This is a genomic window from Flavobacterium sp. ZT3R18 (assembly GCF_007097385.1).
GTDB lineage: Bacteria > Bacteroidota > Bacteroidia > Flavobacteriales > Flavobacteriaceae > Flavobacterium.
On sequence record NZ_VJZS01000010.1, the window covers coordinates 42,965 to 64,739 of the forward strand.

The following is a 21,775-nucleotide window of genomic DNA, read 5'->3' on the forward strand; positions in this document are numbered from 1 at the left end:
ATGGAGGCATAGCTCAGCTGGATAGAGCACCTGCCTTCTAAGCAGGCGGTCGAAGGTTCGAATCCTTCTGCCTTCACAGGGAAACCCACTGATTTCAGTGGGTTTTTCTTTTATAACAAATGCTAAAATGCCATGTCTCAGATCGATAGAGCATTACGATTTTTAATCGGGACGGATGATGGTTAAGGAATAAAACAGAATAAAATAATGGAGGCATAGCTCAGCTGGATAGAGCACCTGCCTTCTAAGCAGGCGGTCGAAGGTTCGAATCCTTCTGCCTTCACAAAACCGATCAAATATATTTTTATATAATTGGGCGGTTTTTTATTTTTATATTGTTGAATTACAGCTATTTACGTGGTTTATGAATAAGAAGTGAATTTTTTAATATTTAGAATTACATTTCTAAGTTAAATCACTACAATTTATATGTTTGCATTTAATCGATCGACAATCAATACCTTATCTTTTAATTTATTTCATTTCTTATATTTGGTTCGACATGTACTGGCATGATGGGTAATGGGATTCGAACATTTGTTAATTGACTGATTTGTAGTTTTTTTATAATTAAAAACAAACTCGTTTTTTTTATAAAAGAGCAAATAAAGCCATGTTTTTATAAAAAAAAAGTAATTTAAAAAAACAATTTACATTTTAAATTAGAACCATTAAAAGAGGTGGATTCATGCGTTTCGATAAATTATTCTATCGCATATTTTCTTAGATCTTACATATCCATGTATCTTATGTGTATAAAATTAACTGCTCAAATTAAATTGTAACTGGCTAGCTTTTTTGAATTTGTATAAAGCGACAAATGGGTGCTGTCTTTTTTGAGAAAAGCCATTGTAAATAAACCTGCAACTCCCAAACTCTGGATAACGCGAGCAATTATCAGTTGGTTCATTGAAAGTCCCTCGTAAAACAAACCTCCACGCTTTCAGTGCAGAGTGGTTTAGTGAAAATAAAATTGTGCTAAAATAATTTTTCAATCATTATTATTCGTAATTTTACGAACAGAATAAGAAATCAAAATGGAAAAGACTAAAAAAGATTATTTTACAGACCAGCAGACAGATTTAGCTAGATATGCAAAAGCATTAGGGCATCCTGTGAGAATAGCCATTTTACAATTGCTTAATTCTCAATCATGTTGTTTTCACGGAGATATGGCAGAGGAGTTACCTATTGCTAAATCAACACTATCACAACACCTAAATGAACTTAAAGACGCCGGTCTAATTCAAGGAACTATTACACCTCCTACCGTAAAATACTGCATCAACCGTGAGAATTGGATAATTGCAAAAAGATTAATGAACGACTTACTAAAGTAAAAAAATTTGATCACAATATTCGTAGTTCTACGAATACCGAATAACTAAAAACAAAGAAAAATGCAACCGCAAGGTTCACGATTTCCAAAATTAAAATAGTATATCATGAGTAAAACAATTAAAGTATTAGGACCGGGTTGTCCAAAATGTAAAACAACGTTTCATAATGTTGAAGAAGCAGTGAAACAATTAGGTATAGAAGTAGAAATAATCAAAATTGAAGACATCGAAGAAATGATGAAATACAATGTGCTAACTACTCCTGTATTACTAGTTGATGAAGTTATAAAAGTAAAAGGTAGAATTGCTCAAATAGATGAAATTAAAGAATTCTTAAAATAATAAAGCAATGGAAAATCAAACATTAGTAAAAGAAATTTGCCCAACAACAACGCAACAATGGGTAGCAAACGGAGCATTGTTAGTAGATGTTCGAGAGGCAGATGAAGTAGCCGAACTGTCTTATGATGTGCCTAATATAATACACATTCCACTAACACAATTTGAAGAACGGTTCATAGAAATTTCTAAAGACAAAGAAGTCGTGATGGTTTGTAAAAGTGGCGGAAGAAGTTTAAGAGCTGCAGGATTTTTAATAAATCACGGCTATGAAAAAGTAGTAAATATGAAGCACGGAATGATTCGTTGGGCGCAGAAAGGGTTTTCAACCAAAGGCGATACAGCATCATTTTTAGAAAATACACAAGACAGTGGATGTTGCGGAACAACCGCTTCTTCATCTGGACAATAGTGTTGTGATAGTACTCCTAAATCTGATGGAAGTAAATGTTGTTAATCTAAAATAGATCATTATGTTTGACTGGCTTCAATATTTTGCCGATTGGCTGATATATTCCCTTTTTGCAATTGAGCAACATACAAAATTAGGAGACGCTTTAAATTTCTTCGTATTTGATACCTTGAAAATTGCTTTATTACTTTTTGTAATAACGACGGTAATGGGAATTGTAAACTCCTATTTTCCGGTGGATAAAGTACGTAATTTTTTAAGCCGCAATAAACTCTACGGTTTAGAATATCTGTTTGCTTCCACTTTTGGAGTTATCACGCCATTTTGTTCTTGCTCTTCTGTTCCTTTATTCATTGGCTTTGTGAAAGGAGGAATTCCGCTTGGGATTACATTTACTTATCTTATAACTGCTCCATTGGTTAACGAAGTGGCAATTGCTATATTTTTAGGAACTTTTGGATTTAAAATAACAGCCATTTATGTAGTGACAGGAATAGTGTTAGGTATTATTGGTGGTTTTACTCTGGGTAAATTAAAGTTGGAAAAACACCTTTCCCCTTGGGTACAAAACATTATTGCCAATGCGCAAACCGAAGAAGAACTGGAAGAAGAAAAACTAACACTAGCACAACGTTTTCCAGGAATTTTAAAAGAAGCCTACACTATTGTTAAAGGAGTTGCACCGTATATCATCATCGGTATTGCTATTGGTGGCTTGATGCACGGGTTTATTCCAACTGGCTTTTTTGAAGCTTACATCAGCAAAGAAAATCCTTTTGCAGTGCCAATTGCTGTAATTTTAGGTATACCAATGTACAGCAATGCGGCAGGAGTTATTCCAGTCATACAAGTGTTGGTTGCCAAAGGTGTTCCTCTTGGAACTGCAATCGCATTTATGATGGGGGTTATTGGTTTGTCATTACCGGAAGCAATGCTTTTGAAAAAAGTGATGAACTGGAAATTAATTGCTGTTTACTTTGGAACTATTGGCTTCTTTATGATTTTATCAGGTTATTTATTTAATGCAATCCTATGAAAATGAAAACAAAAACACAACTTTTCCTTGAACTTTGGATAGAATCCAGAACAAGGTTTACCAATCAAATCGCAAATATTACTGAACAGGATTTACTGAAAAAATTAGGCACTTCTCCAAACTCAGTCGGTTTTCTAATTCGTCATATTGGCGATGTAGAACTGCTTTTTGCCAAAAATGTATTTGGTGATACCAATGTAAAAGTAGTCGCTAAAACGGTTATAGAGAAACGGGATACAGGCGAATGGACAAATCTTCAAGAGTTGAAAGAATATGTGGTGTATTCCTTTGAAGCTTTAAAAGCCATCGTGGAAAAACAAACCGATCAAGATTGGGAAACAGCAGTTACCACCAAAGAATTTGGCACAAAAACCAAAGCAGAAGCCTTTGGCAGAATAGTGCCACATACCGCTTATCATGCAGGACAAATGGCTATTATCAATAAATACGGAACATACTAAAATCAAATAAATAAAATGAACAAACTAATTTTTACAATTACAACAATCGCAAGTTTATTTCTGGTGTCTTGCAACTCAAATTTTAAAAGCCCTAAAGAAACATTTACTGTAAAGGAAATAACCGAGCTTCTAAAAGGGGATGTTGTATTGGTCGATGTCAGAGATCCGGAAGAAATCACAGAACAAGCTTATGATGTCAAAAATGTAATCAACATTCCGTTAGACAGTATTGAAAGTAAAATAAATACTATTCCTAAAAACAAACAAGTTATTTTAGTTTGTCAATCTGGAAATAGAAGTAAAAAAGCATTTGACCTTTTGAAACAAAAAGGGTTTACAAATATGGCCAATATGGAAGGCGGAATGAATGCCTGGGAAGAATCCAATTTGCCAATTAAAACAACGGCAACAAAAACAGTCAGCAAAAAATTGTGTTGTTCTTCTAAAAAAGGATGCGATGAAAAGGCTGCCGGTAAATGTAAATAAAGCCAATTAACAATCAGAATTACGTTTTAAATAAACTAAGATCAATAAAAAATTAAAAGACAATGAAAAGAAATATTTTAACATCCGTTTTTGCAACGCTTATGTTGCTATTGGTTTCTTATAATGGAAACGCACAAACAAAAAAAGCAACAGTTGCAAACACAAAAGCAACTATTGAAATCATTCAATTTCATTCGGAACATCGTTGTATGACGTGCAATAAAATTGAAGTCCTTACAAGAGAAACTTTAAAAAGTTATCCTTCAATTCCTTTCTCATTAGTAAATGTTGATGACAAGAAAAATGAAAAATTAGCAGCACAATTTGAAGCTGCGGGAACAGCTTTATTTCTTTACAATCCAAAAACTAAAAAGAAACAAGATTTGTCCGATATGGCTTTTATGAATGCGGGCGATAAAGATAAATTTATCAAAGAATTGAAAATAAAAATCGAATCTTTCAAATAAATATGGAGTGGTTAACTCAACTGGCACAAAACAGCGAACTACCGCTTCTGGCCGCTTTTGCATTGGGATTATTGACTGCCGTTAGCCCGTGCCCGTTAGCAACTAACATAACAGCAACGGCATATATTGCCAAAACAATCAATAGCAAATCCAAAGTAATACTAAGCGGATTACTGTACACTTTCGGCAGGATGTTTTCCTATACTGCCATTGGAGCATTAATTTATTTCGGCTTGAGTAAATTCCAACTGGCGAAATTATTTCAGGGAAATGGCGAAAAATTTATTGGTCCGGTAATGATTATTATTGGTTTAATAATGCTCGATGTAATCAAATTGAATTTTCTCTCTAATGGGAATATGACGGATAAGCTTTCCGAAAAATTCAAGGACAAAGGGCTTTTAGGTTCCTTTCTTTTGGGGGCGCTGTTTGCATTGGCATTTTGTCCTTATAGCGGTGCTTTGTTTTTCGGAATGCTGATTCCAGTGACGCTTTCTTCAGCCGCTGGGTTGGCTATACCGGTTGTATTTTCATTAGGAACCGGTTTGCCGGTGCTGGTTTTTGCGTTCATCATCGCTTTCAGTATCGAAAAATTGGGCAAATATTTTAAAGCCATTCAAAAAGTGGAGAAAGTGATGCGCGTCGTTGCCGGACTTACATTCATAATTGCAGGATTGTATTATATCAATATTTATCTTAAAATTATAGGATGACGAACTTCTTGAAAATAATACTGCTGTTGGCAATCCAATTTGCAAGGGCACAAAATCTATCGATGGAGGTCTTGGATACCAATTTCTCTAAAGGAAGTTTAAATAACAAACAAACCATTACTTTAAATGATGTAGCAAAATTACTCGGTCATTTATGTGATGGTTTGGTAGTGGGTTTTTTGGGAGCGAAAGAAGCTTTGTATAAATTATATCCCGATGGTTTGATTGATAGAAGCAATACCCGAATCATCAGTAAATCTTCCCCTTGCCTTACTGATGTGGCTATTTATCTCACTGGTGGAAGATACCAATTCAATACCTTCTTTGTTTCCGATAGCATCAATTACAGTTATATTATACAACGAATAAGCGATGGAAAGTCATTTGGTGTGAAATTACAACCGGGAATAAAACCAACCGAAATTGACCGATTAGGAAACCTGGCCAATAACAAAAAACTAAATGCTTGTGAGCTTGAAGAACTACGAGAACAGGAAGAAGCATTTTCTAAAAAAATGGTAGAAAGTAATCCTGCGGATGATTTTATTATTGAAGAAATTTTCGACTTCACTTGGAAATCTCAACTACAAAACAACTTTACAAAAACAGATACAATCAATAAAAATAGCTTCACAATCAATCGGAAAGTAAAATAGAACATTATACACATACCATAAGAGCAGTCTTCTTTCCTGCAATTCTATACTTTGTCTTCTTAAAACAAGACAGCACTATAAGTTTTATAATTGGTTTGAGAATAGTAGCTCTTGATATTAATTGGGTTGATGTTTTATAGTCAACTGATTATCAGTTTTTTTTATATAGTTTTGTAGTTTTTTAAATACGTTGGAATGCTTTCTTTCACTACCTTTACATTTTAAAACAGTCGGCTAGTAGTTTCAAATATTCTAACAAAAGGTTCGAATTTTGTGACAAGGAGTTCACAAAAAACGATACTATTTAAAGTGTCGTTTTTTGTTGTAAATACTTTCCTTTCCCTTTTAAATTTTCCTATTTTTATGAAAATTTATTTGACATGATTCCTAACTCAAAACCTTTATTGGTTCTCCTTTTTCTTTTATATGTAGTAAAGTGTAATTCACAAACCGTAGCGAGTACCTCAGAACGCTTAAATGTGGTCGATGATACTACTTTTGTGAGTTTAAAAGAGTATAGCTCAGATTTTGTATATGATATGAAATATGCCACTGAGGATAATTTTCTAAAAGCTAAAGTTTATGATTGTGCCGAATGCTATTTGCGTTATAAAACGGTCAAAGCGTTGATTCTTGCCAATGAAAGATTGTTGAAGAAAGGTTTTAAAATAAAACTATTCGATTGTTATAGACCACTCGATATTCAAAAAAAAATGTGGGCTATTGTGCCAAATCCAAAATATGTTGCCAATCCGAGCAAAGGTTCTATTCACAATAGAGGCGGAGCTGTAGATATTACGCTTGTAGATTTGAATGGTAAAGAATTGGATATGGGAACTGCTTTCGATTATTTTGGAATAGAAGCCAGTCATAATTATCCAAATTTCTCGAAAGAAATTAAAAATAACAGAAAGTTTTTGAGAAAATATATGGAAAAAGAAAATTTTAATTCTTTTGATTCGGAGTGGTGGCATTATAATTTAAGAGCAGCTTTGAATGATAAAGTCTCCAATGTCAAATGGGATTGTAACTAATATTCAATACGAATTGCGCTATTCTTTCAATACTTTTTTTATTCTCTAATTTTGAATGAGTTATAATTTTTTTTGATTTTTTTTGCATCAAAAGTAAAAATAGCTAAGTACTTAGTAGCATGTATATTGCGATATATGTAAGTATGTACTTTAAAATAGTGTTAATATATGCATTTCGTCGATAATATTGTGATTTAATTGAATAATATATTTACTTTCGCGCTTTAAATCATTTAATAGCAATGATTTAAAGTTAGAATAAATTAACCCCCATATTGAATGTGTAAGTAATTATTGAAAAGTACTTTTAAATTCAATTTTTTGATTTTTTATAAAGGGAATAGACGTGACAAAAAATTGTTTTTTTAAACGAATGAAGTGATGTTAAAAGATGTTTATCGATAAAATAAATAGCGTCTTGAATTTTATTTATAAAATTGAAAAAAATATATTAATCGTTAGATGAAAAGAATATTACAGGATAGTTTTTTTAAATGTATAGGACCAGAAAATAAATCGGGAATTACATTTGTTGAAGTGGTTGTTGTTGGTGTACTAGTTCCTTTAGTAGTACGGAATGTGAAAAATTACGTGATTAATGCAGAAAGGAATACCGATAATCAGGATGTTTATTTGGCATAAAAAAAGCATTTTCAAAAGGAGATTGGATCCATTTGGAAATGCTTTTTATAGTAATGAACTTCTATACTTATTGGATGCAACGAATGTTATCGATAAAATAAGTTTCGGGACGGTACACTTTTCCATCCAGTTCTGACGTAAATTCTTTCTTAAAAACGTAATCTACATTATCTGTAGAGTATTTAATTCGCATGATAGACACTGGAGATATTTTTAAATCTTCATAATTGTCTTTTTGAAACATGAAAATTCCTGATTTAACTCTATTATCATATCCTTTGTCGTCCCTAATCATCGTGCCACAATTATCTTGATCAACATGCACCAGGGTAACTATTTTGCCATTTTGTAATTGAAGGTAAATTCTTGAATCTTTGTCAAAGCAATTTACTTTCATAAAATCTTTGCTTTTTTGTATGAATTGAACATTAAGGGTTGGTAAACCATCGGTTAAGGCCAATGAGTAGAAAATATAATTTGAATTCCCTGCGAAAATCTTTTCACTTATTAAATATTCGGTAGTCGATTTATAGGTCCCAATAGAGTCGCTAACATTTGCAGTGTATTCACATGGTTTTTGGGCAAATAGAGTAAAGCTTAAAAAGCTAAGAATTAGGATCAGTGTGTATTTCATTTTTATTTTTGTTTGCTGCAAATTAAGACAATTTTATTGTTATTTTCATCTGTTGTAAAAAAACAATATAGGTTTCCTCCTTCTTTAATTTTCCATTTTTTTCTTATGTTTTCAACAGTTTCAGGAAAATTCCTTGTCGTTACGTTTGCTTTTTGATTTTCTAAAAACAGTTTCATTTCAATTTTACTGTATACAATGGAGTTTTCAATTTTAAAAATTCTTCCTGGAAACGAAATTAGATTGTCGGAGGTATACAGATGAGAGTGTTTGTGGAGTTTATTTAATTTATAAAAAGAACCGACTTCATCAAATCCCCCCGATTTCATTATCGAACTATTAGGTTCGTACAAGTATTTTTGTGGCAAACTGTATGTTGGGATTTCGGAATACTCATTTAAAATAAAATCAAAAGTTTCGGTTCTCTCTTTTGCTATAGAAATGGTTTTAATTTTGACGTTTCCAATATAGCCTTTATTTAGCTCCCAAAGTAATTCTTTTACTTCATTGTCTACTGCAACAATATGGATTGCTTTTACATGTTGCAATTCAGATAATCCAGCCGTAATATCTAGTATTGGAGCTGTTTTTACTAATACAGCGTCTGATTTAGTAAAGTATAGGTCTAGATGTTCCGGGACATTAGGCTGGCAGTCTTTAAGCATAAACACTTTGCCTTTGGCATCATTTCTTCTAGAAGGATCAATGTATATCCAATCCCATTTTAGATCTAAAGTGTTTAAAGTTGCTAGACTATCTCCGGCATGGCAAGTGATGTTCTCTGTATTTAACTGTTTAAAATTGTGTTTTACGATTTCGGAGAGTTCCGTGTTGATTTCGCAATGCACAACCTTTTTTGCTTTCTTCGAAAAATAGTAATCATCAATGCCAAAGCCTCCTGTTAAATCAATCAAATTTTCGCCAGAAACGATAGAAGCTTTGTATGCTGCCGTTTTTTCGGAGGATGTTTGTTCAACTGAAATTTTACTGGGATAAATAATATTTGAGGTCGAAAACCAAGTTGGAAGCTTTTCTTTTGCTTTTGTCTTGGCTGCGATTTGATTTAAAATAGAAACCCATTCTACGGTAGGAAACGGATTTTTTTGAAGTGCCAATTTTGAGATCGCAACTCCAATGTTTAAATTAATAAATTCCTGTATTTTAGGATTTAGAATGTCTAAATTCAATTTATATATTTTTAGTTATGAGTTGAATGAATTCATTGTCAGGGAAAAATTCTTTGCAAATTACTTTTATAATGGTGTATAAAGGAATCGCTATAATCATTCCCAAAATCCCAAAAGAGAATCCTGCAATCAAGATTACCAGAAAAATTTCTAAGGGATGGGAACTTACACTTTTAGAAAAAATAATGGGCTGCGAAAGGTTATTGTCTATTAGTTGAACGATCCAAAAGCCTATTAGTACATAAATGGTCGTTGGTAATATTTCAGACTGAAAATCAGATCCCAAATTACTTATCATAGTTAAAATGGCTGCTAAAATCGAAGCGATCAAGGGGCCAATATAAGGGATAATGTTTAAAACGGCGCATAAAAAGGCAATTACAAATACATTGGGTATTCCGAAAATTGATAAAACAATAGTGTATAATATAAAAACTATGAATAGTTGAAGCAGCAAACCTATAAAATATCGAGAAAGTAATAGATTTATTTTGTCTAATGAATTTAAAATTTTTTCTTCGTGAGAGTCGGGGATGAGAAGTTTGGCGCCATTTAAGAACAGTGATTTGTCTTTAAGGAAGAAGAAGGTAATAAAAAGTACAGATCCTAGCCCCATACCGAAGTTACTAATTGTCCCTATTACTGAATTTAAAAAATTAGGGATTATATCAAAATTAATGGCTGACTTAAAGTTTTTTACATTAAAAACTTCCTTGGAGTCTATATGATGGTGCTCTAAAAAAGTATTTATTTGCTTGATAAGCTCTAAACTGTTTTTTTCTATTTCGACGGTATTTAATAGAGATAAATTTTGTCCTTGTGATATAATCAATGGGATAAACAGCAGCATAAATCCAAAAATAATTGAAATGTAAAGTGTTAAAACTACAATTGTTGCTATTGTATGTTTGAATTTTAGTCTTTTCTTGAAAAATTCTAAAACAGGGATGCCAATTAAAGTTAGTATTAATGAAACTAAAACATAAATTAGTACGTTTTGAATTTGGTATAAAAAGTAAAGTAGTAATGAAGTTAAAATTAAAGTGCCAATTGCCCTCAATATTCCATTAGCTAAAATTTTGGATGTAATCATATCGTTATATTAGGTTATAAAGATAAAAAAACTCGCTAACAAGTAGCGAGTTTTAAAAGCTAAAAATTTCAGATATTATATACCGAAACTTGATCTTGCACCACCAGTTACAAATAAAGCTGTCATTCTTGATTGTTGACCAGTAGTAAACATATACATTCCCCGATCATCAGTATAGTCCATGTAGTTCATTGTCATTTCACTATGACCAGCAGGAAGACACGAGCTTACGTAAGGATATACCGGAACACCGTAATTAGCGGTTTTAGCCACAGGCGTATCAGAGACCAAATCATTTCCGCAAGAAGAATCACCCCAAATATGGCGTAAATTCATCCAGTGTCCGATTTCGTGGGTTGCTGTTCTTCCTAGATTATAGGGATAACTGTTAGTAGCAGAGAGTCCAAAATATTTAGAATCTATTACAACCCCATCAGTTGCCAATGAACCACCGGGAAATTGGGCATATCCTAAAATTCCGCCTCCAATTTTACAAGCCCAAATATTTAATGTTTTAGTTGGGGTGGTTGGGTCTATACCTCCTCTTTTTGAGTTTTTCATGGCGTCTCTTGTGCCCCATGATGTTTTAGTGGTAGATTTCCTTACGGTACCTGCTAATTCAAAAGTGATGTCAATATTAGCCGCTACCCCTTTGAATTCAAATGGAATGTTCACAAAATCAGAGTTTGTTGCCGTAAAATCTTTGTTTAGCACATCAATTTGAGATTGTATTTGGGTATCAGTGATATTTTCCTCAGCAGTTCTATACAATACGTTTACAACTACAGGAATAACGATTTTACCGTTTACTAAACGGTTAGTTAGCATTGCTTTTTGGGTAAAAGCTTCAATTTGATTCATTCTCAACGCTAATGTGGGATCGGCTTTTAATTGTGCTTCAAGGACTTCTTGTGTTGCACAACTACGAACAGTAATTGCCTCTGCTGATGGTGTTTCTGAGGGATTCTCATCATTTTGACATGAAAAAAGCATTATAAATGCGACTGCGGATAAAATAATTTTTCTCATAATAATAGTTTTACGTTTAAAAAATTGATTAGCAGCTAATTATCATGCAATTTACAATTTATTGCTGTCATAATATAAATAAATAGAATAATTGTGTATCTACACTATATGAGATGTTTTTTTTTTTGAGTTTGACAATCCATAAAAACTAAAAAAAAACTCGCTAACAAGTAGCGAGTTTAATATTCAATAAAATATTTGAATTATATTCCAAAAGAAGCTCTTGCACCACCTGAAACAAATATGGCAGACATTCTGCTTTTTTGTCCTGTAGAAAACATAAACATTGCATTGTCATCTGTGTAATCCATGTAATTCATAGTCATTTCTACAGGTGTACCTGAACAGGTGCTATAGTGAGGATAAGCTGGAACACCATAATTGGCATCATTGTGTGTTGGCGTATCTGATACTAAGTCACTACCACAGCTAGCGTCTCCCCAAATGTGTCTTAAGTTCATCCAGTGACCCACTTCGTGAGTAGCTGTTCTTCCAAGATTGTAAGGTGCATTTGCTGATCCAGATAATCCAAAATATTTAGAATCGATTGCAACTCCATCAGTAGCAGAAGAACCACCTGGGAATTGAGCATAACCTAAGATACCACCACCAATAGTACAAACCCATAGGTTAAGGTTAGTTGTAGGAGATGTAGGGGCAATACCTCCTCTTTTTGCATTTTTCATAGTGTCAGTAGTACCCCATGAAGTTTTAGTAGTTGATTTTCTAATGATTTGTTTTAGTTCAAAAGTGATACCAACATTTGCAGCTACTCCTGAAAATAAAGCTGGTGTATTAGAAAAATCAGAATTTGTTGCAGTAAAATCTTTGTTTAATACATCAATTTGTGATTGTATTTGTGCATCCGAAATATTTTCTGCTGCCGTTCTGTACAATACATTTACTACTACTGGAATTACTACTTTTCCGTTTACTAAACGTTTTGTAAGCATTGCTTTTTCTGTAAAAGCTTCAATTTGATTCATTCTGATAGCCAATGAAGGATCGGCTTTTAATTGAGCTTCAAGAACATCTTGTGAAGCACAATTTCTTTTTGTAACCGCAGAGGTATCTGTGTTTGTTAGATCTGTTTGATCGTTTTGACAAGAGAAAAACAATAACACTGCTGCTGCAGATAAAATTAATTTTTTCATAAATAATTGGTTTTTTTGTTATAAAAAAGTTTGGTTAGTTAATTATGTCGCAATTTTATAACAAAAAGAGTAATTACACAATATTATTTAATATTTTTTATTTACAATTTTTTAACACTGCGTGTTTACTGGGCTGATGAACAGTTGTTTGAAAAACAAAGTGGTTAAATTCGTATAAATTTACTGTAAATTTACTGTTAATAGTTTTTTAAAAGTTAAAATATTAAGATTAATAGCATTAATTTATTTCAACAAAATCATTTACAGAGATGATTTTGAATTTTTGATTGCTATTAAAGGTTACTATTTATACATTTAAGTTTAGAATTTACTTCATAATAAAATATATTTTTTTTTATTAAAAAAAGTAAAATCAAGCATAGTAGGAACTACGATTTAAACAAAAAAAAACTCACCAATATCGGTGAGTTTTATATGCAAAATAAAAAAAATTATAGTCTAAAAGATGCTCTTGATCCACCTGATAAAAATATGGCAGACATTCTGCTTTTTTGACCTGTTGAAAACATGTACATACCTCTATCATCTGTGTAATCCATATAATTCATAGTCATTTCTACAGGTGTACCAGTACAGGTGCTATAATGTGGATATGCAGGAACACCAAAATTAGACGTATTATGAGTTGGAGTGTCAGATACTAAGTCACTGCCACAATTGGCATCACCCCAAATGTGTCTTAGATTCATCCAGTGACCCACTTCGTGAGTAGCTGTTCTTCCAAGATTGTAAGGTGCGTTTGCTGTTCCAGATAATCCAACATATTTTGAATCGATAGCAACACCATCTGTAGCAGAAGATCCTCCAGGAAATTGAGCATAACCTAATATGCCTCCACCAATAGTACAAACCCATAAATTAAGTTTTGTAGTCGGAGAAATAGGAGCAAGACCTCCTGAGCTTGTTTTTTTCATGGCATCATTAGTTCCCCATGAAGTTTTTGTAGTTGATTTACGAACTACTTGATCCAAAACAAATGTAATGCCAACATTAGCTTTTACTCCAGAAAACAAAGCTGGAACCGAGTTGTAATCTGAATTTAAAGCATTGAAATCTTTGTTTAATACATCAATCTGTGACTGAATTTGTGTTGCAGAAATGTTTTCAGCAGTGGTTCTGTACAAAACATTTACAACCACAGGAATCTCTATTTTACCATTAACTAAACGTTTGGTAAGCATTGCTTTTTGGGTAAATGCTTCGATTTCATTCATTCTGATTGCTAATGTAGGGTCTGCTTTTAATTGTGCTTCAAGTACGTCTTGTGAGGCACATTTTCTTTGAGTAGCGGCAGTTGCTGGCTCGTTTGTTGATTCGTTCTGTTCGTTTTGACAAGAAAACAGCATTAAGCAAGCTGCTGCGGATAAAATTAATTTTTTCATAACACTAATGGTTTTGTTAAATAAAAAGTTTGTTTGGTTAATTATTTTACAATTTTATAACAAAGCGATAGATTTTTAAAATTAATTTAACATTATTTTTTTTATCAATTTTTAATTTTACTGATTTTATTGACTTGGTCTATACTAATTTAGGGGATTATACGTAGTTTTAAACTTGTTAATTTTACTAATTTATCAAAATTAAATAATAAAAAATATTTTTATTATAAGCTTTATCTTGTTAAATTACTTTATAAATATAATAATTTCAAACAAAATATAAATAAAGAGCTGATTTTTAGTTTTTTATTTATTTAAAATCAATTTGTAAAGATGTAATTAATAATGTTTGCACCCATTTTTAATGCTTTCTCACGAACTTCTAGCGGATCATTATTTACTTCAGGATCTTCCCAGCCATCTCCGAGATCACACTCATAAGTGTACAATAAAACTAATTTTGAGTCTATAAATATTCCAAAGGCTTGAGGTCTTTTGCCGTCATGTTCATGGATTTTGGGTAATCCACTAGTAAAGGAAAATGGTTTTTGAAATATTATATGGCTTGACGGAATTTCGACTAAATTATTGTTAGGGAATATTTTTTTTATTTCTTTTCTAATGTATTGATCCATACCGTAATTATCATCTATATGAAGAAAACCTCCCGCTAGTAAATAGTTTCTTAAGTTAATTACATCGGCATCACTAAAAACTACATTCCCATGACCAGTCATGTGAACAAATGGGTAAGAGAGTAAGTCTGGACTGCTAGGTTCTACAGTTCTTGGTTTGGATTTGATTTTGGTATTGATATTGGCATTGCAAAACTTTATTAAATTAGGCAAAGAGGTTGGGTTAGCATACCAATCACCACCTCCGCTGTATTTTACAAGCGCTATTTCCTGAGAATAGGAAGCAACAGAAATAAATACTAAAAGGAAATATATTTTTTTCATTTAATAGGTAATAATTTAAGCAAAAGGCAATATCAATAGCAATGGCAATATCAATGGCAATATAAGAAATCTAACAATCTAATTTTCGTTTATAAATACCACGCTATGACAAGCTACAATAGCTGCTGTTTCTGTACGCAATCTTGTATTGCCTAATGAAACAGGGGTGTAATTGTTTTCTAATGCCAATGCAATTTCTTTTTCAGAAAAATCACCTTCTGGACCTATTAGAATAGTGTAGCTTTCATTAGGCTTTAAAACCGATTTCAGTGTTTTTTTATCGGTTTCTTCACAATGTGCTATTAATTGCAAGCCTTCGTTTTTATGTTTTACGAATTCTTTGAATGTTACAGCAGGATTTAATATAGGAAGATGCAATTGGTTGCATTGTTTCATTGCCGATAAAATAATCTTATCAAATCTTTCGGCATTGATGACTTTTCTTTCAGAGCGATCACAAATAATTGGCGTGATTTCGTGAATACCAATTTCGGTAGCTTTTTCAAGAAACCATTCGTAACGATCATTCATTTTAGTTGGAGCTACGGCTAAATGCAATTTGTACTTAGGAAGCTCCATTTTTTCAAATGATAAAATTTGAACAGTACATTTACTGTCGGATGCCAATGTGATTTCTGTTTTAAATAAAAACCCTAAACCATTGGTCACAAATAAAATGTCAGTGTCTTTTTTGCGTAAAACTTTAATGATATGTTTGCTTTCTTCTTTGTCAAAAGAAAAAGTTTCAGTTGTTTCTGTAATAGTTGGATTGTAAAATAATTGCATAATTTAAAATTGTATTCGTGCTTTAGAAATAACTGCAGCTGTTTCAAATTTTTCAGATAAAAACTTTTGATAACCTACAATTCCAATCATTGCAGCATTATCGGTGGTGTATTCAAATTTAGGGATAAATGTTTTCCAACCGTATTTATTTTCGGTTTCTTTTAATGTGTTTCGAATTCCGGAATTGGCAGAAACGCCACCACCAATGGCAATTTGTTTGATGCCGGTTTCCTTGACGGCCATTTTTAGTTTATCCATCAAAATTTCAATAATGGTATATTGTATAGAAGCACAAATATCATTTAAGTTCTCTTCGACAAAATTAGGATTCTCTATTTTTTTCTTTTGTATAAAATATAAAATAGCTGTTTTTAATCCGGAGAAACTAAAATCTAATCCCGGTACTTTTGGTTTTGTAAACGGAAATGCTTTGGGATTTCCAAGTTGCGCATATTTGTCAACTAAAGGACCGCCAGGATAGGGAAGTCCCAGTATTTTTGCACTCTTGTCAAAAGCTTCACCAACCGCATCATCTGTAGTTTCTCCTATAATAGTCATGTCAAAAAAACTATTTACCTTCACAATTTGGGTATGACCTCCACTAATGGTCAAAGCCAAAAACGGGAAAGTAGGTTTGTCAAATCCCTCTTCTTCTATAAAATGTGCCAAAATGTGGGCGTGCATGTGATTTACTGCAATAAGCGGTATTTGTAGAGCCAGAGCCAATGATTTGGCAAATGAACTTCCAACCAAAAGGGATCCCATAAGTCCCGGACCTTGTGTAAAAGCAATTGCAGAAAGTTGTTCTTTTTGAATGTTTGCTTTTTTAAGCGCTGCATCTATAACAGGAACTATGTTTTGTTGATGTGCCCTAGAAGCAAGCTCGGGAACGACACCTCCGTATTGATTGTGAATTAACTGATTAGCCACAACATTAGATAATACTTTATCGTTATGTAAAATGGCTGCAGCAGTATCATCACATGAACTTTCGATGGCAAGAATAAAGACCTCGGAATTTTGCATATATTTAAGGACGAATTTTGGACTAAATTTGATGATTTACTATAAAAATAGTATTTTTACAGCGATGCCAAAATTAAAGATTTTTTATTTAAGGTATTATCATTTCCATAGACAAAATGTTGTTTTGGAAAAATAAATTAAAAACGACCCCTATCAAAAAAATTAAGAAAATAATATTCCGTACGCTACTTGGACTAATATTACTTTTACTAGTACTTTTTATAGCCCTTACTTTGCCTAGTGTTCAGACAAGAGTGGCACAATACTTCGTTAAAAGCATCAATGAAGATTTCAGAATTCATATTGGTATTGAGGAAGTACAACTCACATTATTTGGAGGTGTTAAGCTTAAAGAAGTTATAATATTAGATCATCATAAGGATACTTTGATCTATACTAAAAGGATAAATACTTCTATTTTGGGAGCTAAAAGACTTTTAGATGGGGATTTGCTATTTGGAGATTTGGCCATGGACGGTGTGCTCTTTAATTTAAAAACCTACAAAAAAGAAAAAAAAACGAATCTTGATTATTTTGTTGATGCTTTCGAAACCGGTGCTCCTCCTTCTAAAAAGCACTTTTTGTTAAAAGCCACAAAAGTAGATTTAACAGATGGTCGCTTCATTTTAACGGATGAAAATAGAGAGAATCCAAAAGATGTTGATTTTACAAGGCTCAATATGTCGGTAACAAATTTAAAAATTTATGGGCCTGAGGTTTATGCAAACATCAAAAAAATGTCCTTTTTGGATCATAGAGGTTTGTATGTTGAGAATCTAACGGGGATCTATAGTTTTACCCAAACACAAATGAAACTCGAAAAATTCGAAATTAAAACTAAAGAATCGAGCATAAAAGGAGATGCAGCGTTAAATTATGTTATTGATGATTTTGCCTATTTTACGGATAAAGTTGACTTTGATTTCAAAATTAAGTCCGGTCTTTTGGCGTCTAATGATGTTCGTTATTTTTATAATGAGTTAGGAAAATATCAATATTTTAAAATCAAAGCTCGTATAAAAGGACCTCTAAATAATCTAAAACTACTGGATTTAAAGCTAAAAGACAATCGAGGGACTGAATTGGAGGGTTTTATTAATTTCAAAAACCTTTTAGGGAATAAAGATCAAAAATTTTATATGAATGGTAAGTTTGATAAACTAAATTCTAGTTATGATGATTTAGTTAGTATCCTGCCCAATGTTTTAGGGAAGCAACTACCGGTTATATTAAAAAAATTAGGCGACATTTCAATAGTAGGGAATGCTCAGATAACGACTACATCTATAAAATCTAATCTTGCTATGACTACCGCTTTGGGGCATGTTAAATCTAATTTTAAGATTAAAGACATGGATCAAAGTAATAAAGCAGCTTATGTAGGTTATGTTGTTTTGAATGATTTTAATATTGGAACCCTTTTGGATAATAAAGATTTGTCTAAAGTAAGTTTGAATATAGATGTTGATGGAAAAGGATTCTCCGAAAAATATTTGAACACCGCGTTAAAAGGATCTGTTTCAAAATTTGATTATAATAAGTACACCTATAGTAACATCGTTTTAAATGGTAATTTTAAATTGCCATTGTACAAAGGAAATGTTACTGTTAACGATCCAAATTTAAAATTGAATTTTGATGGTTTGCTCGATTTTAGTAAAAAAGACAGTAAACATGATTTTAATATCAATATAGAAAGAGCTGAATTGCGTAAATTGAAGTTTGTAAATGATAGCATTTCTCTTTTTAAAGGAAATATAATTGTTAATACACAAGGGAATTCAATTGAAGATATTGAAGGTAATGTTTATGTGAATAATGCGACCTACACCAATTCTAAAGATACGTATCAGTTTAATGATTTTAATATCAATTCTAAGTTTGATGCGGGAAGGGTTAGAACTATAAAATTCAATTCGCCCGATATTACTGACGGGGAAGTGGTGGGTAAATATAAATTTTCGGATTTAAAGAATTTAGTTTCTAATTCATTAGGAAGTCTTTATACTAATTATCGACCTGTAAAAGTAAATAAAGGGCAGTTTTTAAAATTTAATTTTTCTGTTAATAGTAAAATAGTTGAAGTGTTTTTTCCTCAAGTTTCAATTAGTTCCAATACAATAGTAAAAGGAAGTATTAATTCGGATAATAATGATTTTAAATTCAATTTTAATTCCCCTGTGATCAAAGCGGCTGAAAACACTTTTGATAATGTCAGAATTTCAATTGACAATAAAAATCCGCTGTACAATGCCTATATCGAGTTAGACAGCATTAAAACAAAGATGTATAAAATTCGTGATTTTAGTTTGATCAATGTTACTTCAAAAGATACTTTGTTCTTTCGTACAGAATTTAAGGGAGGGACAAAAGGAGAGGATAATTTTAATCTGGATTTGTACCATACCATGGATAAGGAGAATAAAAATGTGATTGGTTTTAGTAAATCAGAAATTAAAATAAAAAATAGTTTGTGGTTTCTGAATGAATTGAATTTGTCTAATAATAGAGTGGTATTTGATAAAGAATTAAAAGAATTTCGTTTAGATGATTTTATTTTATCCAATAAAAAACAGGAGATTACATTTAACGGAGTTATTAAAGGAAAAGATTATAAAGATTTAAAGCTGCATTTTAAAGACGTTAATATAAATGATTGGGTATCCGCACAAGAAAGTTTTACTGTATTTGGTAATTTAAATGGGGAAGTCAATTATAAGCAAAATAAACAGATTTATGAGCCTACCGCTTCAATTGTGGTAGATAATTTGAAAGTGAATGACCATGAGTTGGGAATTTTAAATTTTGATATACGTGGAGATGAGGATTTAAAAAAGTTCACTTTATATTCATCAATTGAAAGCGAGAATTTTGAGTCTTTTAATGCAGATGGAAGTTTTGAAATAGAAGATGAAGCGACTGTGTTTGATTTAAATCTGAAATTTGATCGTTTTAATTTGGCTACTTTAAGTTCTTTAGGGGGAGATGTGATATCTAATATTAGAGGATATGTTTCTGGAAATACAACTATTGGAGGTACGATAAAAAAACCTGAAATCAATGGAAGACTTTATGTGAATGAAGGGGGATTGTCTATTCCATATCTAAACGTTGATTATGCATTGAATGATAAAACCATTATTGATTTAACCGGCGAAAAATTCTTATTCAGAAATACTACCCTTACCGATACAAAATATAAAACCACAGGAACATTGAATGGGGTTGTGGAGCATAATAATTTTTCGGATTGGAAATTGGATTTGACAGTAAATTCAAAAAGGTTTCTGGCTTTGGATACCAAGGACAGTGAAGATGCTGCTTATTTTGGAACGGCATTCATTGATGGTAAAGCTACCATTAAAGGGCCTACGGATGCACTGTTTATAAAGGTAGATGCAAAATCTGAAAAAGGTACAGCCGTAAAAATTCCGATCAATAATGCAGAAAGTGTAAGCGAAAACAGTTTTATCCATTTTGTAACGCCTAAGGAGAAATTCAATTTGCAAAAAGGTATTGTTGAAAATACAAAGAAATACAATGGACTAGAATTAGAGTTTGATTTCGAAATAACTCCAAATGCCGAGGTTGAAGTTATATTGGATAGAAATTCTGGGCATGGAATGAAAGGAAGAGGAAATGGAACGTTACTGTTTAAAATTAACACTTTAGGTAAATTTAATATGTGGGGCGATTTCTTGCCATTTGATGGGACTTATAATTTTAAATACGGTGGGATAATTGACAAGAAATTCAAGGTGAAAAAAGGCGGATCGATTATTTGGGAAGGAAACCCATTGAAAGCGCAATTAAATCTAGAAGCAGTTTATAAAATATCGGCAAATCCAGCATTATTATTAGAGAGTTCGAGTGTCAATAAAAAAGTTCCCGTTGAAGTTGTAATTGGTATTCGTGGTGATTTAACGAGACCAGAGCCTGATTTTATGATTGATTTCCCAACGGTTACCAGTGTTTTAAGATCAGAATTAGAAACTGAATTAGCCGATAAAGATGTGCGTCAAACTCAGGCTTTGTATTTATTGTCTACAGGGAGTTTTTTAAGTAAAGATGGAACTAATCAAGTAGGTGCGTCAAGTTTGTACGAAACGGCCTCAGGGATGTTAGGTAATATTGTGCAATCGAACGATGAAACTTTCGAGATGAATTTTAATGTTGTTACGGCAGATAAAAGACCCGGAAAAGAAACGGATGGAAGATTTGAGGCTGTTGTTTCTTCTAAAGTTAATGAAAGAATAACTATAAACGGAAAGATAGGTGTGCCTTTTGGAGGCGTGAATGAATCTGCGGTTGTTGGCGATATTGATATTAAGTATAGAGTTAATGAGGATGGTTCTTTTAATTTACACGTATTCAATAAAGAAAACGATATTAACTATGTTGGTCAAGAAATAGGATATACCCAAGGAGGTGGACTTATTTATGAAGTCGATTTTGATACTTTCAGGGAGTTGGTCGATAAGATGTTTAAAAGTAATAAATTAACAAAACCCACTAAAGGAAAAACGGATGCAGAGAATCCAGATTCTAATTTAAATCCAGATTTTATTAATTTTTCTAAACCCAAAAGTCCTAAAGCGGATAAGCCTAAAATAAATCAAGACGGGGTGCTCCCGGAAGAGGATTAAAATTATTCTAATTGTAATTTTCCAACAAGTTGAAATGACGGTTGGGAAAACTTCATCCTAACAGGTTTTGTCAACCAAGCTGTTAGGATAGACATCATTTTTTTTACTAAATCAATAGTATTGCAAATAACTATCGGGATAGTACCTTCTGTACAATAACTTAACTAATTGCGTTTTTTTAATTTTAGTAAAATTTATACTAGTAAATTTTGCTAAAAAAATACACATATTCCCAAAAGTGTGTAAAAGATGCAGTGTGAAGGCAAATTAAATTT

The 21,775-nt window shown here is 32.2% G+C and carries 21 protein-coding genes and 2 tRNA genes; 14 read left to right on the forward strand and 9 right to left on the reverse strand.

The window, feature by feature from the left end; translation table 11 throughout:
* Positions 1-2: 2 nt before the first annotated feature.
* From FNW52_RS11900 to FNW52_RS11960, 13 genes are all read left to right on the forward strand, one after another.
* Positions 3-76, forward strand: a tRNA-Arg gene (locus tag FNW52_RS11900).
* Positions 77-209: 133 nt separating this feature from the next.
* A tRNA-Arg gene (locus FNW52_RS11905) sits at positions 210-283 on the forward strand.
* Between the two features lie 754 nt (positions 284-1,037).
* Complete coding sequence (locus tag FNW52_RS11910; RefSeq protein WP_143377696.1) at positions 1,038-1,340, forward strand: helix-turn-helix transcriptional regulator; 303 nt, start codon at positions 1,038-1,040, stop codon at positions 1,338-1,340.
* A 105-nt stretch (positions 1,341-1,445) separates the two neighbouring features.
* Positions 1,446-1,682 carry a thioredoxin family protein gene (locus FNW52_RS11915; RefSeq protein ID WP_143377697.1) on the forward strand — a complete coding sequence of 79 codons (237 nt, stop codon included), beginning with the start codon at positions 1,446-1,448 and terminating at the stop codon, positions 1,680-1,682.
* Between the two features lie 7 nt (positions 1,683-1,689).
* Positions 1,690-2,091, forward strand: coding sequence for a rhodanese-like domain-containing protein (locus FNW52_RS11920; protein WP_143377698.1), 402 nt, complete (start codon positions 1,690-1,692; stop codon positions 2,089-2,091).
* A gap of 61 nt (positions 2,092-2,152) precedes the next feature.
* Entirely contained in the window at positions 2,153-3,127 is a 975-nt protein-coding gene (locus FNW52_RS11925) for a permease (RefSeq protein WP_143377699.1), read from the forward strand.
* Positions 3,124-3,588, forward strand: a complete 465-nt coding sequence (locus tag FNW52_RS11930; RefSeq protein WP_255515585.1) for a DinB family protein — start codon at positions 3,124-3,126, stop codon at positions 3,586-3,588. Before FNW52_RS11925 ends, FNW52_RS11930 begins: the two co-directional genes overlap by 4 nt.
* Positions 3,589-3,603: 15 nt before the next feature.
* Entirely contained in the window at positions 3,604-4,074 is a 471-nt protein-coding gene (locus tag FNW52_RS11935; protein ID WP_143377700.1) for a rhodanese-like domain-containing protein, read from the forward strand.
* Positions 4,075-4,136: 62 nt separating this feature from the next.
* Positions 4,137-4,541, forward strand: coding sequence for a nitrophenyl compound nitroreductase subunit ArsF family protein (locus tag FNW52_RS11940; RefSeq protein WP_221933395.1), 405 nt, complete (start codon positions 4,137-4,139; stop codon positions 4,539-4,541).
* 2 nt (positions 4,542-4,543) lie between these two features.
* Positions 4,544-5,254 (forward strand): aromatic aminobenezylarsenical efflux permease ArsG family transporter, encoded by a 711-nt coding sequence (locus FNW52_RS11945; protein ID WP_143377701.1) that lies wholly within the window; start codon positions 4,544-4,546, stop codon positions 5,252-5,254.
* Positions 5,251-5,910 (forward strand): formylmethanofuran dehydrogenase subunit E family protein, encoded by a 660-nt coding sequence (locus FNW52_RS11950; protein ID WP_143377702.1) that lies wholly within the window; start codon positions 5,251-5,253, stop codon positions 5,908-5,910. Before FNW52_RS11945 ends, FNW52_RS11950 begins: the two co-directional genes overlap by 4 nt.
* A 380-nt stretch (positions 5,911-6,290) precedes the next feature.
* Complete coding sequence (locus FNW52_RS11955; RefSeq protein ID WP_143377703.1) at positions 6,291-6,944, forward strand: M15 family metallopeptidase; 654 nt, start codon at positions 6,291-6,293, stop codon at positions 6,942-6,944.
* Between the two features lie 462 nt (positions 6,945-7,406).
* The gene (locus tag FNW52_RS11960; RefSeq protein WP_143377704.1) at positions 7,407-7,586 is read left to right on the forward strand and encodes a hypothetical protein; all 180 of its coding nucleotides are present in this window, start codon (positions 7,407-7,409) and stop codon (positions 7,584-7,586) included.
* 67 nt (positions 7,587-7,653) lie between these two features.
* On the opposite strand, the gene FNW52_RS11965 is transcribed toward FNW52_RS11960, so the two are convergent.
* The 9 genes from FNW52_RS11965 to tsaD form a co-directional block, all read right to left on the reverse strand.
* Positions 7,654-8,220, reverse strand: coding sequence for a hypothetical protein (locus FNW52_RS11965; RefSeq protein ID WP_143377705.1), 567 nt, complete (start codon positions 8,218-8,220; stop codon positions 7,654-7,656).
* Between the two features lie 2 nt (positions 8,221-8,222).
* A complete protein-coding gene (locus FNW52_RS11970; RefSeq protein WP_143377706.1) occupies positions 8,223-9,404 on the reverse strand; it encodes a class I SAM-dependent methyltransferase in 1,182 nt (393 codons plus the stop codon).
* A gap of 1 nt (position 9,405) precedes the next feature.
* The gene (locus FNW52_RS11975) at positions 9,406-10,497 is read right to left on the reverse strand and encodes an AI-2E family transporter (RefSeq protein ID WP_143377707.1); all 1,092 of its coding nucleotides are present in this window, start codon (positions 10,495-10,497) and stop codon (positions 9,406-9,408) included.
* A 75-nt stretch (positions 10,498-10,572) separates the two neighbouring features.
* Positions 10,573-11,526 carry a zinc metalloprotease gene (locus FNW52_RS11980; protein WP_143377708.1) on the reverse strand — a complete coding sequence of 318 codons (954 nt, stop codon included), beginning with the start codon at positions 11,524-11,526 and terminating at the stop codon, positions 10,573-10,575.
* Positions 11,527-11,729: 203 nt separating this feature from the next.
* Entirely contained in the window at positions 11,730-12,680 is a 951-nt protein-coding gene (locus FNW52_RS11985; protein ID WP_143377709.1) for a zinc metalloprotease, read from the reverse strand.
* Positions 12,681-13,132: 452 nt separating this feature from the next.
* The gene (locus FNW52_RS11990; RefSeq protein ID WP_143377710.1) at positions 13,133-14,083 is read right to left on the reverse strand and encodes a zinc metalloprotease; all 951 of its coding nucleotides are present in this window, start codon (positions 14,081-14,083) and stop codon (positions 13,133-13,135) included.
* 320 nt (positions 14,084-14,403) lie between these two features.
* Positions 14,404-15,042: a DUF4159 domain-containing protein gene (locus FNW52_RS11995; RefSeq protein WP_143377711.1), complete on the reverse strand. Its 639-nt coding sequence runs from the start codon at positions 15,040-15,042 to the stop codon at positions 14,404-14,406.
* Positions 15,043-15,120: 78 nt separating this feature from the next.
* Positions 15,121-15,828 (reverse strand): 16S rRNA (uracil(1498)-N(3))-methyltransferase, encoded by a 708-nt coding sequence (locus tag FNW52_RS12000; protein WP_143377712.1) that lies wholly within the window; start codon positions 15,826-15,828, stop codon positions 15,121-15,123.
* A 3-nt stretch (positions 15,829-15,831) separates the two neighbouring features.
* Positions 15,832-16,854 carry a tRNA (adenosine(37)-N6)-threonylcarbamoyltransferase complex transferase subunit TsaD gene (gene tsaD / locus FNW52_RS12005; RefSeq protein WP_143377713.1) on the reverse strand — a complete coding sequence of 341 codons (1,023 nt, stop codon included), beginning with the start codon at positions 16,852-16,854 and terminating at the stop codon, positions 15,832-15,834.
* 254 nt (positions 16,855-17,108) lie between these two features.
* Between tsaD and FNW52_RS12010 the strand changes: the two genes are divergently transcribed.
* Positions 17,109-21,500, forward strand: coding sequence for a translocation/assembly module TamB domain-containing protein (locus tag FNW52_RS12010; RefSeq protein ID WP_255515586.1), 4,392 nt, complete (start codon positions 17,109-17,111; stop codon positions 21,498-21,500).
* The last annotated feature ends 275 nt before the right edge of the window (positions 21,501-21,775 follow it).

Excerpts from the sequence above, each read along its gene's own strand:
- FNW52_RS11965 (WP_143377705.1), bottom strand. The coding sequence starts at position 8,220 with ATGAAATACACACTGATCCTAATTCTTAGCTTTTTAAGCTTTACTCTA.
- FNW52_RS11955 (WP_143377703.1), top strand. The coding sequence starts at position 6,291 with ATGATTCCTAACTCAAAACCTTTATTGGTTCTCCTTTTTCTTTTATAT.
- FNW52_RS12000 (WP_143377712.1), bottom strand. The coding sequence starts at position 15,828 with ATGCAATTATTTTACAATCCAACTATTACAGAAACAACTGAAACTTTT.
- FNW52_RS11925 (WP_143377699.1), top strand. The coding sequence starts at position 2,153 with ATGTTTGACTGGCTTCAATATTTTGCCGATTGGCTGATATATTCCCTT.
- FNW52_RS11940 (WP_221933395.1), top strand. The coding sequence starts at position 4,137 with ATGAAAAGAAATATTTTAACATCCGTTTTTGCAACGCTTATGTTGCTA.
- FNW52_RS11945 (WP_143377701.1), top strand. The coding sequence starts at position 4,544 with ATGGAGTGGTTAACTCAACTGGCACAAAACAGCGAACTACCGCTTCTG.
- FNW52_RS11990 (WP_143377710.1), bottom strand. The coding sequence starts at position 14,083 with ATGAAAAAATTAATTTTATCCGCAGCAGCTTGCTTAATGCTGTTTTCT.
- FNW52_RS11995 (WP_143377711.1), bottom strand. The coding sequence starts at position 15,042 with ATGAAAAAAATATATTTCCTTTTAGTATTTATTTCTGTTGCTTCCTAT.
- FNW52_RS11950 (WP_143377702.1), top strand. The coding sequence starts at position 5,251 with ATGACGAACTTCTTGAAAATAATACTGCTGTTGGCAATCCAATTTGCA.
- tsaD (WP_143377713.1), bottom strand. The coding sequence starts at position 16,854 with ATGCAAAATTCCGAGGTCTTTATTCTTGCCATCGAAAGTTCATGTGAT.
- FNW52_RS11985 (WP_143377709.1), bottom strand. The coding sequence starts at position 12,680 with ATGAAAAAATTAATTTTATCTGCAGCAGCAGTGTTATTGTTTTTCTCT.
- FNW52_RS11935 (WP_143377700.1), top strand. The coding sequence starts at position 3,604 with ATGAACAAACTAATTTTTACAATTACAACAATCGCAAGTTTATTTCTG.
- FNW52_RS11930 (WP_255515585.1), top strand. The coding sequence starts at position 3,124 with ATGAAAATGAAAACAAAAACACAACTTTTCCTTGAACTTTGGATAGAA.
- FNW52_RS11910 (WP_143377696.1), top strand. The coding sequence starts at position 1,038 with ATGGAAAAGACTAAAAAAGATTATTTTACAGACCAGCAGACAGATTTA.
- FNW52_RS11975 (WP_143377707.1), bottom strand. The coding sequence starts at position 10,497 with ATGATTACATCCAAAATTTTAGCTAATGGAATATTGAGGGCAATTGGC.
- FNW52_RS11920 (WP_143377698.1), top strand. The coding sequence starts at position 1,690 with ATGGAAAATCAAACATTAGTAAAAGAAATTTGCCCAACAACAACGCAA.
- FNW52_RS11915 (WP_143377697.1), top strand. The coding sequence starts at position 1,446 with ATGAGTAAAACAATTAAAGTATTAGGACCGGGTTGTCCAAAATGTAAA.
- FNW52_RS11980 (WP_143377708.1), bottom strand. The coding sequence starts at position 11,526 with ATGAGAAAAATTATTTTATCCGCAGTCGCATTTATAATGCTTTTTTCA.
- FNW52_RS11960 (WP_143377704.1), top strand. The coding sequence starts at position 7,407 with ATGAAAAGAATATTACAGGATAGTTTTTTTAAATGTATAGGACCAGAA.